Genomic DNA, 14,259 nt, shown 5'->3' on the forward strand with positions numbered 1-14,259 from the left:
GTCAGGTCCGGGGCTCCTCCGGCGCGTCCGCCGTCTCGCGGGCCTCGGCGGCCTCCGGCGCATCCACCGACCCGACGGCCTCGACAGCTTCCTCGGCCTCGCGGGCCTCGGCGGCCTCGGGCGCATCCGCCGTCCCGGCGGCGCGGGGCGCCTCCCATGCCAGCCGCCAGGTGACGGGCCCGACGACGCCGTCGTCCTCGACCCCCTGCTGACGCTGGAACCGGCGGCACACGTCCCGGGAGGCGCTGCCGTAGGCGCCGTCCACCGCGATGTCCCAGCCGCGCGTGCGCATCTGCCGCTGCCAGGTGCGCACGTCCTCGCCGCGGGTCACGGGCGGATACCGCAGCAACCGGCCGGGGAACGGCGGAGCCCCGGGCCCGTCGCCGTCGCCGCCTCCGTCGCCCCCGGGCCGCGGGGCGCCGCGCCGGACCCACGCGTACAGCGGCTCGCCGGGGCAGTCGGTGGAGTACCCGTCGCGGTGCCCCTTGATCTCCCGGCCGGCGCCGCCCCGTTCCCTCAGGTGCTCGATGGCGTCGAGGACGGCGTGCAGCACGCCGTCGGGCGGCTGCACCAGCCCGGCGTTCCCGACCAGCCCCAGCACGGCGTAGTGCGCCGAGTTCAGCCCGGAGCCGTTGGCCGCGGGCAGCCGGTGCAACCCCCGCCCCTCGAACACCTTCTTGTGCGGACATCCGATGTAGGTGTTACCCGTGAAGTAGACGGTGCCCTCACGACGTGCCAGCCAGCTGTGGTTCGCCGTCCTCGGACACCAGATCACTCCGTCATGGACCTCGCGGATGATCGCGAAGCTGGCCCCGCGCAGGGCTGCGGAACGTGGCGTGAGGTTGCGCTGCTTTCGGATGTTCACCAGCCACATGTCCGACTTGCAGGTGGCGGTCGGCGGCCGTCTCCGCAACGAGGCTCCGTGCCCGGCCAGGATGACGGCGAGCATGAAAGCTTCTGCCGCCGCTCTGTTCTTCTGTGCGAGCTTGTCCTTGCCCGCGTTGTCCGCGGCCAGGGAAGTCTCGATGAACAGCGACAACTGTGCCCTGGTGAGGGTGAGCAGGAAATCCTGGGCCGGAACCCGGTCCGGAGCGACCTCGATGAGGCGCCGGCCCGCGTCGGCGGACAGGTGAAACTCGACGAGGTTCCTGTTGGTCGCCTCCCGCCAGCGCGGTATACCGTCGGTCCGCCCGCCGACGCGTGGAAAGGCGGCACATGCGGGACCGAAGACCTCTGTCAGAGCGGCACGGATTCTCGCGACATTGGCCGGATTGGTCGCCGCCTGGTAGAGGGCGACGCTCGTCGCGGGCCGGCCTCCCCGCAAGGACATGATGTGCCCTTCGGTCCAGAACCACGCCACGAGTTCGACGAAGGCATCCGACCACTTCGGTTCGGTGGCGAGATCCGCGCATGGGGCCGCGATCGGTATCCGGTCCCAGTGGCCGAGGGTCTCAGTGGTGACCCACATGCGTTCGTAGCCGACGGCCACGCGGTCGGCCGCGCCCGTGGGCAGCCAGCTCCCATCCGGCCCCCTCTGCCATCTGGTCCCTGTGCGCCGGCGGAGCCGTTCCACCGGCCATCTGTGCTGGGGAGTAGTGAGAGAGGAGTGGGATGCACCTTTCATCCGGATCATTTCCCGCCTCCGCGCGGGAAAGACGCAGACTTCGAGAACCGGCTGCCATTCTGAGACACCGATGTCATGGTTCAGCGTGAGGGCGAGGTCGCCCACCTGGAGATCGCGGTGGGATTTCCAGCCCTGCTGGGTGAGAATCTCGGTTTCTTCGTCCACGCAGTAGCCGATGTCCATCCAGCCGTTGCCGTCCATGTGGTGGCGCTGGATCGACCGGACCAGGGACACGCAGAGGTCGTGGTCGCCGACGATCCCCGGGTCCACCCTGCCGCCGGTGTAGTGGACCTTGACTCCTCTGGTCGAGTCCAACCGCGTGTAGCCGCCGCGGGGGGCTCGGGCGCCCCAGTCACGGCGTGACACGATGTCGATGGCCACGTCAAGCTCCCGGAAAGTTGCGAACGTGACCACCGAGCGTAACGCGGCCCCTGCGGACAGGTGGGCCATTTCGGAATTCAGGCCGCTAGGGCCTGATCACCCGTTTGTCCGTAATGATCGCCGTGATCAGGTCGTGCGGGGTCACGTCGAACGCCGGGTTCACCGCGGCGGTCCCCTCCGGGGCCACCCGCACGCCCCGGACCGAGACGACCTCCTCCGCCCCCCGGTCCTCGATCTCGATGCGCTCCCCCGAGGGGGTGGCGAAGTCGATCGTCGTCTCCGGCGCCACCACGTAGAAGGGCACGCCGGCCCGCGCGGCGCCGAGCGCCAGGGCGTACGAGCCGATCTTGTTGGCGGTGTCGCCGTTGGCGGCGATCCGGTCGGCGCCGATGAGGACCGCGTCGATCCCGCCCCTGGCCAGCAGGTACGGGCCGGCGCCGTCGGTGACGAGCCGGTGCCTGGCGCCCATCCGGCCCAGCTCCCAGCAGGTGAGCCGGGCGCCCTGGAGCAGCGGCCGCGTCTCCAGGGCGAGCACCTCGGCGAGCCGGCCCCGCTCGTGCAGGGTCTGGACGACGCCGAGCGCGGTGCCCCGCTCGACGGCGGCCAGCGCGCCGGTGTTGCAGACCGTCATGACGCGCAGCCGCCCGGTGGTCTCGGCGGGCGCGAGGAGGTCGGCGCCGCGCTCGCCCATGGCCACGCAGGCGGCGATGTCCTCGTCGCGGATCCGCAGGGCGGTCGCGAGCACGGCCGCCCGGCCCTGCGGCAGCCAGGCGGCGGCCTGGTCGACGCCCCAGGCGAGGTTCACGGCCGTGGGCCGGGCGGCCCGCAGCCGGGCGACGGCCTCGGGATCGTCACCGGCCAGGACGACGCCGAGCGCGCCCGCGACGCCCAGCGCGGGCGCGCCGCGGACGGCCAGCCGCCGGATGGCGCCGATCAGCTCCTCCACGGAGGTGATCCGGACCGTGACGCACTCGTCGGGCAATCGCGTCTGGTCGACGATCTCGATCGCGCCGTCCACCCAGTCGATGGTCCTCACACCACGCACGGTAGCCGAAACCGGGAATGACGCCACCGTTCACGTCGAAGCAGGCCGGCTGTCGCGGGCGGTCAACGTTCGGCGAGGACGATGACCGAGTCGTTCTCGCCGAGCACGACGGACCGGCTCTTCGCCGGGTTGAGCACGATGCCGTAGTGCGGCGGGGTGTTGCGCCCGGACGCGTCGCGGTAGCCGATCGCGGTCTCGCCCTTGCGGCGGGCCGCCTCGACCACCGTGGCGAAGGTGACCCGCTGCCCCGGACGCACGTACGAGGAGGCGGGACGGGGATAGATCTCCGAGCCGTGCGGGTCGAAGAGGTGGGCGAAGACGTCGGACAGGTGCCGGTTCTGGGCCAGCTGGGCCAGCAGCAGGCCGATGACCGTGTCGCTGATCACGATGTCGTCGGCCTCGGTCACCTCGGCCAGCACGCGGTTGCTCTCGTCGTGCATCTCGCTGACGATCGAGTAGTGCTCGCCGAGCGTGCGCTGCATGTCACGCAGCTGCAGCAGCGTCATGAGCGTGCGGGTGTCGGCGTGGTGCGGGGTGTAGCGGTCGTCCGACAGGACGATGACGTGCTGGAAGAGGCCGACGCCGAGCGACTCCAGGGCGTACCGGTCGGTGGTGTCGCAGGGTTTGACGTTCACGGTGAGGTTGCGCAGCCCGGCCAGGTCGGCGCCCGCCTTGGGGTGGTCGGTGGCGATCTCCAGCACGGCGCCGGGGGCGACGTAGGCGTCCAGGTAGCGGATGATCTGCTCGGCGCGGCCGTTCCAGTTGAGCAGCAGCGTGCGCTCCGCCTGCAGGGCCGGGGTGTCGGCGGCGACGATCGCGCCGGCGTCCACCTCGGGCGCGCGGGTGGCGGGACGGATGCCATGGGCGTCCTGCGCGATGACGATCACCTGGTCGGCGTCGGCGACGGGGGTGTCCATGGGCGGGTTGAGGACGACGCCCGACGGCCTGCGCAGGCCGATCACGCTGGCGTTCTCGTAGGCGTCCAGCGCCTGCCCGTACGTCCGGCCGGCCAGGTCGCCGGCGGAGCGCATGTAGATCTCGCCGCCGTCGAAGTTCAGCAGGTCCATGCAGACGACCGACATGCCGGACTGGCGCGAGGACTGCACGATGAGCCGGGACGCCGTGTCGTCGGAGTCGACCAGGTGCACCTCGTCGCCGCCCGCCAGCCGGGCGGCGGCGATGTTGCGCGTGGCGGTGATGGCGGCCACGGCGGGCGGGTGGGCGCCCTCACGCTTGGCCAGCGCCAGCAGGATCTTGATGACGTGCGCGTCGGGATCCTCGCCGTCGGGCGACAGGACGACCACGGACCGGGCGGTGGTGAGGTTCATCAGGGCGAGGTCGTGGGGCTCGGTGGGCCGGCCGGTGCGGCAGACGAGGCGGGTCCTGCCGAGGTCGCCGACATGGTCGCGGATCTCCTCCTCCATGTCGAGCTTGTCCCGGTCGGCGAGCACCGCGATGACCGAGCCGGGCCGGCCCGCCTGGGCCTTGACCAGCTCGCTGACGATCGTGAAGACCTGGTCGGACCAGCCGAGGACGACGGTGTGGCTGTTCTCCACGATCCGGGACCGGCCCCGGCGCAGCCGGTCCACCCTCTCCCGTAAGCCGTTGGACAGCAGGCCGACGAGCATGCTGACGATGAACAGGCCGCCGAGCGAGGCGGCGAACATGACCGCCATGTAGGCGATCGACCCCTTGTCGCTGGCCAGCTTGCCGGGGGTCAGCGCGTGCATGAGCGTGATCCACAGCACCTCGCCGGGGCCGCTCGCGCCCTCCGGCTCGTCGGGGGCCAGCCACAGGGTGAGGCCGGTGACCACGAGGATGAGCAGGACGGACACGACGGCCAGCCAGCCGACCAGCGAGGCCGTCCCCCTGGACATCGTGTTGTCGAACCAGTAACGCGCCCGCTCCCGGAACGTCGCCCCTGTCACCCTGTACCTCGCTTCTCGGATGATTTTGACCAACGAGACAAGGTACAGCCGGATCTGTCCTGTCATGGGAGTAAACCGCAAAACCGTTCGACATCCGGCGGCCGAGGCCGGATATTAGAGTGGTGTCTGTGATCAGGGAGGTGCCCTTCCCCAGCCCCGACTCCCCCGACCTGCCGATGCGGATCTGGATCGACGACGCCGACTCCGCCATCGACGTGATCGACGCGCTCGCCCTGTCGCCGTTCGCGACGGGGGTCCAGCCGTGGTCGCGCCAGGCCAACCTGGAGCGCGTGCGGCCCGACGCGGCGCTCGCGCCCGCCGACGGCCGCCTGGTCCGCAGCGCCCAGGTCGACGACGGCTCGGAGTCCCGGCTGATCTGCGGCGACGGGTGGACGTTGCGGGTCGTCCGGCATCGCAACCGCACCGCGACGGTCAGCGTCAGCGCGGTCACCGAGGAGCTGGCCCGTTCGGTGCTGAAGCAGAGCACCGACGGCGCCGAGGAGCCGGAGCCCGACACCGACCACGTCGACATGGGCTTCTGGTGGCGTGGCTCGCACGGCGGCATCCGCTCGGAGAAGCCGATCACCGCGCAGCCGTGGCCCCAGATCAGCGGCAACTACTCCGCCCGGGTGCGCCGCTCGCTCGACGACCTGATGACGATCACGCCCGCCGACGTCAACGGCCGGCTCATCCTGCTGCACGGCCCGCCGGGCACCGGCAAGACCACGCTGCTGCGTTCGCTGGCCAAGCAGTGGCAGGACTGGTGCCAGGTCGACTGCGTGCTCGACCCAGAGCGGCTCTTCGACGACCCGGGCTACCTCATGGAGGTCGCGGTCGGCTACGACTGCGACTCCGAGCACGACGGCAAGCAGCGCTGGCGGCTGCTCGTGCTGGAGGACTGCGACGAGCTGATCAGCGCGGCGGCCAAGTCGCAGGCGGGCCAGGGGCTGTCGCGGCTGCTCAACCTCACCGACGGCCTGCTGGGCCAGGGCCGCGACGTGCTGGTGGCGATCACCACCAACGAGGACCTGGCCCGCCTGCACCCCGCCGTGGTGCGGCCGGGCCGCTGCCTGGCCCAGCTGGAGGTGGGTCCGCTGACGCGGGAGGAGGCGGTGCGCTGGCTGGGCACCGCCGACGGCGTCGGGCCGGCCGGCGCCACGCTGGCCGAGCTGTACGCCGCGCGCTCCGGACGCGCCGTGCCCGCCGCCGCGAAGGACGACTCCACCGGCCTCTACCTCTGACCGGGAGGACGTGGGGAGCACCTCCCCACGCCCGCGCGGGGCCGGCCGCCGACCGGGTGGCCGGGCGGCCTGTCAGACGGTGACCTCCGCGGGCGTGTGGGCGCGGGCCGCGATGCGGGCGGCGAGGACGTGCTTGCACGGGCCACGGGAGCCGCGGTGGTCGAACCACCAGGGGCAGGTGCACTCGCCCGTGTCGATCCGCACCCGGCGCACCCCGCCCGGGGTGGTGACCTCGGCCGTGACGGCCGCGCCGGGCGGCGCGTCGAGCCGGACCGCGCCCGAGTCGACGAGGGCGCGGGCCGCGGTGAGGCGGGGGTTGAGCGCCGCCACCTGGTCGCGGTCGTAGGGCAGCTCGCGGTGGAAGTGGGACGCCTCGTGCAGGTCGTAGCCGACGCGGCCGGCGGTGCCGAGCTGGGTGAGCGCGGCCCGCACGCGCGGGGCGGGCAGCCCGGACCGGTCGGCGAGCAGCCCGACCTCGACGGTCGGCTCGAAGTTGAGCAGCATGCCCACCACGTCGGCGTCGCCGGCCGCCTCGTCGGTGGCCAGATCGGCCAGGACGGCGCCCTCCCCGGAGAAGCCCCGCCACGGCTGCGGGGAGATCACGAGGGTGTAGCGCATGCCGGGCAGCTCCAGCTCCCAGGCGCTCGCCGTGGGCTCCCACGCACCCCGGACCGGGCCCGTGCCGGTGGCGGGGCCGTAGACGCGCAGGGCCTTGGCGAACCTGAGCAGCGGCGCCAGCGTCGCCACCCGCCCCGCCCCCGACAGGCAGACGGCACCCGGCGCGGGGGTGGTCGACAGGCGCAGGTCGCGCCCGGCGGGGACGGCCCACACCGTCGCCGACGCCTTGCGCGGCAGCGACCGGACGAAGCGGATGGCCTGCGGGCCCCGCAGCTCGGCGCGCAGGTCGAAGGCGGCGGCGATCACCTGCACCTCGGCGAAGCCGCGCAGCCACCGCTCGGGCAGCGGCACCTTCTTCTCCACGACCGCGCCGTCGAGGGTGGTGACGGCCAGCTCGTCGGGGCCGACGCCGAGGTGGAGCGGGTCCTTGCCGCCGACGCGGACCAGCGCCTCGCGCAGCGGCGGGTTGACGTCGACGTTGGTGGTGCCGCGGTCGAGCACGTCACCGTCGAGGGCCAGCACGTCGAGCCGCGCGTAGACGCCGCCGCAGGCGGAGAACGACTCGAACCTGAGCCGCTCGCCGTCGCAGGTGACCACCGGGTCGCGGGTCCAGCCGGGCCGGGGCTGGTGGTAGCGGGTGAGCGCCACGTCGGCCACGGCGAGCAGCCCGGCGGCGGCCGGCGCGGCCTGGGTGAGCAGGCCGCTGAAGAACCGGGGATGGGCCTGGGGGCCGGACAGGGCCGTGCCGCCGGAGGTGGAGAGGCCGAGCCGGCCGTCGGCGAGCGTGGACGGGCCCGCGTAGGAATATGCCTGCACCGCTTGAGTCATGTCCGGAACCCTAGAGATCGCCACCGACAGAGACGGCGACGAGCGAGAGATCGCCGCCGGCGGGATCGCCGTGGTACGTAAACCTTCCGATGTGCGACAGAGGGGACGAAACCACAATGAGCCTGGTGCTCACCGTCGATCTGGCCCGCGTGACCCTGACGCGCTTCACGGTCCCCGCCCTGGGGACGCCTGGAGCGTGGACCAGCGAGGAGCGGCCGATCGGCTTCCCCGCCACCCAGCTCGTGCCGTCCTGGACGGCCCGCACCTCGCCGGGCTCCTGGGTGGAGGTGGAACTGCGGGCGCGGACGGCGGACGGCCGGCTCACCAAGTGGTACGTGATGGGCCGCTGGTCCGAGCAGGGGGCGCCGCGCACGTCCGTCGCCGGCCAGGGGGACGAGGACGGTGACGTGGCGGTCGACACGCTCGTGGCACGCCGGCCGCTGGTCGCGTTCCAGGTGCGTGTCACGCTGCACGGCGCCGCCGCGGAGGTGGGCTCGCTGTGCGTGATGGCCTCGGCCGTGCCGCACCACCCGCCCGCCCCGAGCCCGCCGGGCACGGCCGGCGCCGTCGAGCTGGCCGTGCCGTGCCACTCGCAGCACGAGCACGCCGGGCACCACCCCGAGTACGACGGCGGCGGCGCCAACTGGTGCGGCCCCGCATCGGTGGCGATGGTCCTCGGCTTCTGGGGTCGCGGCCCGGCCGCGGCCGAGCTGGAGTGGGTGGGCCCGGACGACCCGTGCCCGGCGGTGGACCACGCCGCGCGGGGCACGTTCGACTCCAGCTACCAGGGCACCGGCAACTGGCCGTTCAACGTGGCCTACGCGGGCGCCTACGGGCTCGGCGGGTTCGTGACGCGGCTGAGGTCGGCCGCGGAGCTGGAGGCGTTCGTCCGGGCGGGGATACCGGTGATCACGTCGCAGTCGTTCCGGGTGCACGAGCTGCCCGGGGCGGGCTACTCGACGACCGGGTCGATCATGGTGGTGACCGGGTTCACCGCCGAGGGCGACGTCGTGGTCAACGACCCGGCGGCGCCGTGCGACGCGCAGGTGCGCCGGGTGCATCCGCGCGCGGCGTTCGAGAACGTCTGGCTGCGCGGCTCGGGCAGCGGCGGCATCGCGTACGTGCTGCACCCGCCCGAGGTCTCGCTGCCCCCTTCCGATGGCAACTGGTGATGGAATGAGCATTCGACCGATCGACGTGGCCCGTACCGACGGCGGCCCCCAGTGGGTGGAGGCCGTCGGCACGCCCGAGGGCGTGGAGGTGTGGTGGGACGAGCCGCGCCCGCACGAGGGCGGCCGCAGGTGCGTCGTGCGGCGGCTGCCGGACGGCACGCGCCTGGACGCCCTGCCGGCCGGGTGGAACGCCCGCAACCGCGTCGTCGAGTACGGCGGGCGGTCGTGGCGGCCGCTCCCCGGCGGCGGCCTGGTCTTCACCAACTGGGCCGACCAGCGCCTCTACCGTCTGGACGGGGGCGAGCCGGTGCCGCTCACGCCGGCGGGCGACGCCCGCTACGGCGACCTCTACCTGCCGCCGGGCCGTGACGAGGTGTGGGCGGTCCGGGAGACCGGCGACGTGCGGGACATCGTGGCCGTCCCGCTGCCGGGTGACGCTCCGGTCCGGGTGGTGGCCCGGGCGCAGCACTTCCTGATGAACCCCCGGCTGTCCCCCGACGGCCGGCACGTGTGCTGGATCGGCTGGGACCACCCGAACATGCCGTGGGACGGCACCGAGCTGTGCGTCGCCCCGCTCGACGACACCGGAGTGGCGGGGCCGTACGAGGTGGTCGCGGGCGGGCCGCGGGAGTCGGTCACGCAGGCCGAGTGGCGCGACGCCGACAGCCTGTACGCGGTGACCGACCCGACCGGCTGGTGGAACGTCCATCTGGTGCGCCGCGACGGCGCAGGCGCGCGCAACCTGACGCCGGTGGAGACGGAGTTCGGCCACGCCCCGTGGAAGCCGGGGCTGGCGACGTTCGCGGTGGCGGGCGGGCGGCTGGTCGTCGTGTACGGCACCCCCGACCGCCGCCACCTGGGCGTGCTCGACCCGGAGACCGGCGCGTTGCGCGAGGTCGGCGGCGAGGCGACGTACTGGGCGTCCACGGTGTCGGCGGCGGACGGCAGGGCCGCGGCGGTGGCGGCCACGCCGTACACGCCGGCGGAGGTGCGGCTGGTCGATCTCGACGGGGGCGGGCACGAGCGGGTGTCGGCGCCGAAGCCGCTGCCGGACCGGGCGCTGCTGCCCGTGCCGGAGACGGTGACGATCGAGGGGGTGCACGCCCACCTGTATCCGCCGGCCGGGGTGCGCGGGCCGGCCCCGTACGTCGTCTTCGTGCACGGCGGCCCGACCGGCAACCACCCGGTCATGCTGGACCTGGAGATCGCCTACTTCACCAGCAGGGGCCTCGGGGTGGCGGTGGTCAACTACGGCGGCTCGACCGGCTACGGCCGGGCCTACCGGGAGCGGCTGCGCCACCAGTGGGGCGTGGTGGACGTGGACGACTGCGCCCGGGTGGCGCGCGGGCTGGTGGAGCAGGGCCGGGCCGACGCGGCCCGGATCGCGGTGCGCGGCGGCAGCGCCGGCGGCTGGACGACGGTGGCGGCGCTGGTGCACAGCGACGTGTTCGCGGGCGGCGTCGCGCACTACGCGATCACCGATCCGGAGAGCTGGGCGGCCGAGACGCACGACTTCGAGTCGCGCTACCTGGACGGGCTGATCGGCCCGCTGCCGGAGACCCGCGACCGCTACACCGAGCGCTCGCCGCTGCTGCACGCCGGGCGCGCGTCGGGGCCGTGCCTCATGCTGCACGGCCTGGAGGACGCGATCGTCGACGTGGGCCAGGCCGAGCGCTTCGTCGCCGAGCTGGACCGGCACGGCAAGCGGTGGGCGCTGCTCACCTTCGCCGGAGAGCAGCACGGCTGGCGCCGGGAGGAGACGATCGTGGCGGCGCTGGAGGCCGAGCTGGCCTTCTACGGGCTGGTGTTCGGTTTCGACACGCCCGAGGTGCCGCCGCTCGCACTGGAGGGCAAGCCGCTCGCGGCGGAGGGGGAAGCATGAAGGACGTCGCCGAGATCTGCTCGGACCTGATCAGGTTCGACACCACCAACCCGGGCTCGGGCGAGCGGCCGGCCGCCGAGTACACGGCCACGCTGCTGGCGGAGGCGGGCCTGGAGCCGGTCGTGTTCGAGTCGGAGCCGCGCCGCACGACGGTCGTCGCCCGGTTCGAGGGCGACTCGCCCGACGCGCTGCTCATCCACGGCCACCTCGACGTGGTGCCGGCCGACCCGGCGGAGTGGCGGATGCACCCGTTCTCGGGGGAGATCGTGGACGGCTGCGTGTACGGCCGGGGGGCGGTCGACATGAAGGGCTCGTGCGCCATGACGCTGGCGACCGTGCTCGGCATGCGGGCGCGCGGCCTGCGGCCTCGGCGGGACGTGGTGCTGGCGTTCCTGGCCGACGAGGAGGCGACCGGTGATCTCGGCTCCCGGCACGCGGTGACCGAGCACCGGGAGCTGTTCGACGGGGTGACGGAGGCGATCAGCGAGTCGGGCGGGTTCAGCGTCGCCTCAGGCGGGCATCGGGTGTACCCGGTGGCGGTGGGCGAGCGCGGCACGGCCTGGATGAAGCTGACCGCGCACGGCGTGGCCGGTCACGGCTCCCGCCCGGCGGTGGACAACCCGGTGGCGACGCTGGTCGCCGCGCTGGCGCGGGTGGCCTCCCACCAGTGGCCGGTCCGGCTGACGCCGTCGGTCGCGGCGCTGCTCCGGAGCCTGTCGGAGATCACCGGGCAGGAGATCGACCTGGACCGGCTGGACGCGGAGGCGGAGCGGCTCGGCCCGCTCGGCACCCTGTTCAAGGGCCAGATCCGCAACTCGGCGAACCCGACGATGCTGGCGGCGGGCTACAAGGTGAACGTGGTGCCCTCCACGGCCGAGGCGCACGTGGACGGCCGCTACCTGCCGGGGCTGCAGGAGGAGTTCCTGGCCACGATCGACGAGCTGCTGGGCCCGAAGATCACGCGGGAGTTCGTGAACCTGGAGGACGCGCCCGCCGCGCCGTACCCGTCGGCGTTCTTCGACGAGCTGGCGGGCGCGCTGGTGGCGGAGGATCCGCTGGCCCGGCCGGTGCCGTACGTGATGAGCGGCGGCACCGACGCCAAGTCGTTCTCCCGGATCGGCATCCAGGGGTACGGCTTCGCGCCGCTGATGCTGCGCCCGGACCTCGACTACTTCGGGATGTTCCACGGCAAGGACGAGCGGGTGCCGGTGGAGGGCCTGGAGTTCGGCACCCGCGTGCTGACCCGGCTGCTCACCTGAGCCGGGCGAGCGCGTCCTCGCGGCTCAGGCCCTGCGCCGCAGGGTCCGTCGCACGGCCAGACCGCCCAGCGCGGCGGCGGCGAGCGTGAGGATGGCGGCCTCCGTCCACTGGAAGCGCCAGAAGCGCGACGGCGGGTGGTAGGAGACGGCGTAGCGGTAGCCCTTGCCGAACAGGCACGCCTGCCACGCCTCGGCGTTGCGGCTGCTGCGCCCCGCGTCGACCCTGCGCGGGCACACCGAGGACGGCGGGTCCGCGACCTCCCGGCCCGCCGGGTCCAGCCACGTCGCGCCGACCAGCCTGGCGTCGGGCTCGTCGAACACGACGGTGCCGGTCAGCACGGTACGGGCGGGCTCGGCGTAGTGGTCGCTCAGCGTCACCAGCGTGAACATGGCGACCGCCACCCCGGCCACGGTCAACGCCATCGCGGGCAGCGTACGCCGGAACAGCGTCCCGGCCGCCGTGCCCAGCGCGAAGGCGAACAGCCACCACGCCGCGGGCGCCACCCCCACCATGTTGAACACGCCGATGTTGCCGAAGGTGGAGTCGATCCCGTCGCGGAACACCGGCCGCCACAGGCTGACCATGGCCGACAGCGCCAGCCCGCCCGCCACGACCGCCCCGCCGAGCACGGCCAGTTTGACCGCCAGCCAGCGCCGCACGGGCATCGCCTGGGTCCAGGCGAGCCGGTGGGTGCCGCGTTCGTACTCCCGGCCGAGCAGGGGCGCGCCCCAGAACGCCCCGATCAGAGCGGGCAGGACCAGCGGCATCCAGCCGAAGAGCGAGTAGACGGCGTCGTAGCGCTCCCCCAGCGCCACCGCCACGTCCAGGTCGCCGCAGTAGGCCGTGCCCGCCGGGCAACTGGGCGGCGCGTGCTCGGCCACGTACAGCTTCGCCTCGACGGCCGAGCCGAGCAGCAGCAGCCCCAGCACCGCGAGGAAGCCGGCGGTGACCAGGATCTGCGCGCGGTGCTGGCGCCAGGTCAGCCAGATCACGCGCCCACCCCCTGCCGGGCGGGGCCGGGCAGGGCCGCCGAGCCGGGGCTGCGCAGGTAGGCCAGGACCAGCTCGTCCAGGCCGGGCCGCCGGTCGCTCCAGCGCGGGTCCAGCACCGGCCGGTCCCGGACGAGCAGGGTGGCCTGCCGCCCGGAGCCGCTCGCGGCGACCACGCGGGTCCTGGCCGCCACCCCCTCGGCCAGCCCGGCCGGCCCGGTCAGCACCCGGTGTCCGTCGAGCAGGTCCTCGATGTCGCCGCTGACCTGGGCTCGTCCGCCGTTGAGCACGATCAGCCAGTCGCAGGTGTCCGTCAGGTCGGAGACCACGTGCGAGGACAGCAGCACGGTGAGCTCGTGGGCGGCCACCTCGGCCATGACGGCCCGCATCACGTCGTGCCTGGCCAGCGGGTCGAGGTTGGCGAGCGGCTCGTCGAGCACGAGGAGGGCGGGGCGCCGGGCCAGCGCGAGGGTGAGCGCCACCTGCGCCTGCTGGCCGCCCGACAGGCGGCCGACGCGGCGCTCCAGCGGGATGCCGAGGCGGCCGAGCCTGTCGCGCGCGGCCTCCTCGTCCCAGCGGGGGTTCATCCGCCGGCCGAAGGTGAGCATCTCGGCGACGGTGAACCCGTCGTAGAGCGGCTTGTCCTGGGCCACGAAGGCCACCTCGCCGCGCACCGTCACCTGCCCGGCCGACGGCTTCAGGAGGCCGACGGCGGTGTGCATCAGCGTCGTCTTGCCCGCGCCGTTGGGGCCGACGAGCGCGGCCACCCGGCCGCGCGGGACGGCGAGCGAGCAGTCGCGCAGCGCCCACGTCCGCCCGTAGCGGACGCCCAGCCCGGTCGTCTCCAGCACCGGCGTCACGCGATGTCCTCCTTGGCGAGGTCGGTGGTCACGGCGGTGAACAGGGCGTTCAGGTCGTCCTGGTCCAGCCCGGCGCCGCGCGCCTGCCGTACCCACTGCTCCAGGCCGCGCCGCAGCCGGGTGTGCTCGGCGAGCGTCGCGCCGCCGAGGGTCCGCCGTACGAACGTGCCCTGTCCCGGCCTGCCCTCGACCAGCCCTTCGCGCTCCAGCTCCCGGTAGGCCTTCAGGACGGTGTTGGGGTTGATCGCCAGACTCTCGACGACCTCCCGGGCCGTGGGCAGCTGGTCGCCGGGCCGGAGCGCGCCGAGCCGCAGCGCGTGCCTGACCTGGTGCACGAGCTGCAGGTAGGTCGACACGCCTGACCCGCGGTCCAGATGGAACTCGATCACTCAGCAACACCCTTTCACTATTTCAAGAGTGAAAGGGTGTTG

The 14,259-nt window shown here is 73.6% G+C and carries 11 protein-coding genes; 4 read left to right on the forward strand and 7 right to left on the reverse strand.

Annotated features, from left to right (window positions below):
* Position 1: 1 nt before the first annotated feature.
* The 3 genes from CXR44_RS40460 to CXR44_RS00190 form a co-directional block, all read right to left on the reverse strand.
* Entirely contained in the window at positions 2 to 2,005 is a 2,004-nt protein-coding gene (locus tag CXR44_RS40460; protein WP_245898696.1) for a peptidoglycan-binding protein, read from the reverse strand.
* A gap of 85 nt (positions 2,006 to 2,090) precedes the next feature.
* The gene (gene mtnA / locus CXR44_RS00185; protein WP_101782786.1) at positions 2,091 to 3,041 is read right to left on the reverse strand and encodes an S-methyl-5-thioribose-1-phosphate isomerase; all 951 of its coding nucleotides are present in this window, start codon (positions 3,039 to 3,041) and stop codon (positions 2,091 to 2,093) included.
* Positions 3,042 to 3,112: 71 nt separating this feature from the next.
* Positions 3,113 to 4,978, reverse strand: a complete 1,866-nt coding sequence (locus tag CXR44_RS00190) for a CASTOR/POLLUX-related putative ion channel (RefSeq protein WP_101782787.1) — start codon at positions 4,976 to 4,978, stop codon at positions 3,113 to 3,115.
* Positions 4,979 to 5,106: 128 nt separating this feature from the next.
* Here CXR44_RS00190 and CXR44_RS00195 point away from each other — a divergent pair, with 128 nt between their 5' ends.
* Positions 5,107 to 6,219 carry a DUF5925 domain-containing protein gene (locus tag CXR44_RS00195; protein WP_245898698.1) on the forward strand — a complete coding sequence of 371 codons (1,113 nt, stop codon included), beginning with the start codon at positions 5,107 to 5,109 and terminating at the stop codon, positions 6,217 to 6,219.
* A gap of 72 nt (positions 6,220 to 6,291) precedes the next feature.
* Here CXR44_RS00195 and CXR44_RS00200 read toward each other — a convergent pair whose 3' ends face one another.
* The gene (locus tag CXR44_RS00200) at positions 6,292 to 7,665 is read right to left on the reverse strand and encodes an SWIM zinc finger family protein (protein ID WP_101782788.1); all 1,374 of its coding nucleotides are present in this window, start codon (positions 7,663 to 7,665) and stop codon (positions 6,292 to 6,294) included.
* Between the two features lie 116 nt (positions 7,666 to 7,781).
* On the opposite strand from CXR44_RS00200, the gene CXR44_RS00205 reads away from it, so the two are divergent.
* From CXR44_RS00205 to CXR44_RS00215, 3 genes are read left to right on the forward strand one after another with little or no spacing between them, the layout of a single operon-like run.
* A complete protein-coding gene (locus tag CXR44_RS00205) occupies positions 7,782 to 8,837 on the forward strand; it encodes a peptidase C39 family protein (protein ID WP_101782789.1) in 1,056 nt (351 codons plus the stop codon).
* A gap of 4 nt (positions 8,838 to 8,841) precedes the next feature.
* On the forward strand, positions 8,842 to 10,719 hold the full coding sequence (locus CXR44_RS00210; RefSeq protein ID WP_180903127.1) for a S9 family peptidase: 1,878 nt from the start codon (positions 8,842 to 8,844) through the stop codon (positions 10,717 to 10,719).
* A complete protein-coding gene (locus CXR44_RS00215) occupies positions 10,716 to 11,978 on the forward strand; it encodes a M20/M25/M40 family metallo-hydrolase (RefSeq protein ID WP_101782791.1) in 1,263 nt (420 codons plus the stop codon). The genes CXR44_RS00210 and CXR44_RS00215 overlap by 4 nt, the downstream gene beginning before the upstream one ends.
* A 24-nt stretch (positions 11,979 to 12,002) precedes the next feature.
* Here CXR44_RS00215 and CXR44_RS00220 read toward each other — a convergent pair whose 3' ends face one another.
* From CXR44_RS00220 to CXR44_RS00230, 3 genes are read right to left on the reverse strand one after another with little or no spacing between them, the layout of a single operon-like run.
* Positions 12,003 to 12,971: an ABC transporter permease gene (locus CXR44_RS00220; protein WP_101782792.1), complete on the reverse strand. Its 969-nt coding sequence runs from the start codon at positions 12,969 to 12,971 to the stop codon at positions 12,003 to 12,005.
* Positions 12,968 to 13,828 (reverse strand): ABC transporter ATP-binding protein, encoded by an 861-nt coding sequence (locus tag CXR44_RS00225; RefSeq protein ID WP_101782793.1) that lies wholly within the window; start codon positions 13,826 to 13,828, stop codon positions 12,968 to 12,970. Before CXR44_RS00225 ends, CXR44_RS00220 begins: the two co-directional genes overlap by 4 nt.
* Complete coding sequence (locus CXR44_RS00230; RefSeq protein WP_101782794.1) at positions 13,825 to 14,217, reverse strand: GntR family transcriptional regulator; 393 nt, start codon at positions 14,215 to 14,217, stop codon at positions 13,825 to 13,827. Before CXR44_RS00230 ends, CXR44_RS00225 begins: the two co-directional genes overlap by 4 nt.
* Positions 14,218 to 14,259 lie beyond the last annotated feature (42 nt).

Origin of the sequence: Nonomuraea indica (assembly GCF_002850745.1) — a bacterium.
GTDB classification, from domain to species: domain Bacteria; phylum Actinomycetota; class Actinomycetes; order Streptosporangiales; family Streptosporangiaceae; genus Nonomuraea; species Nonomuraea indica.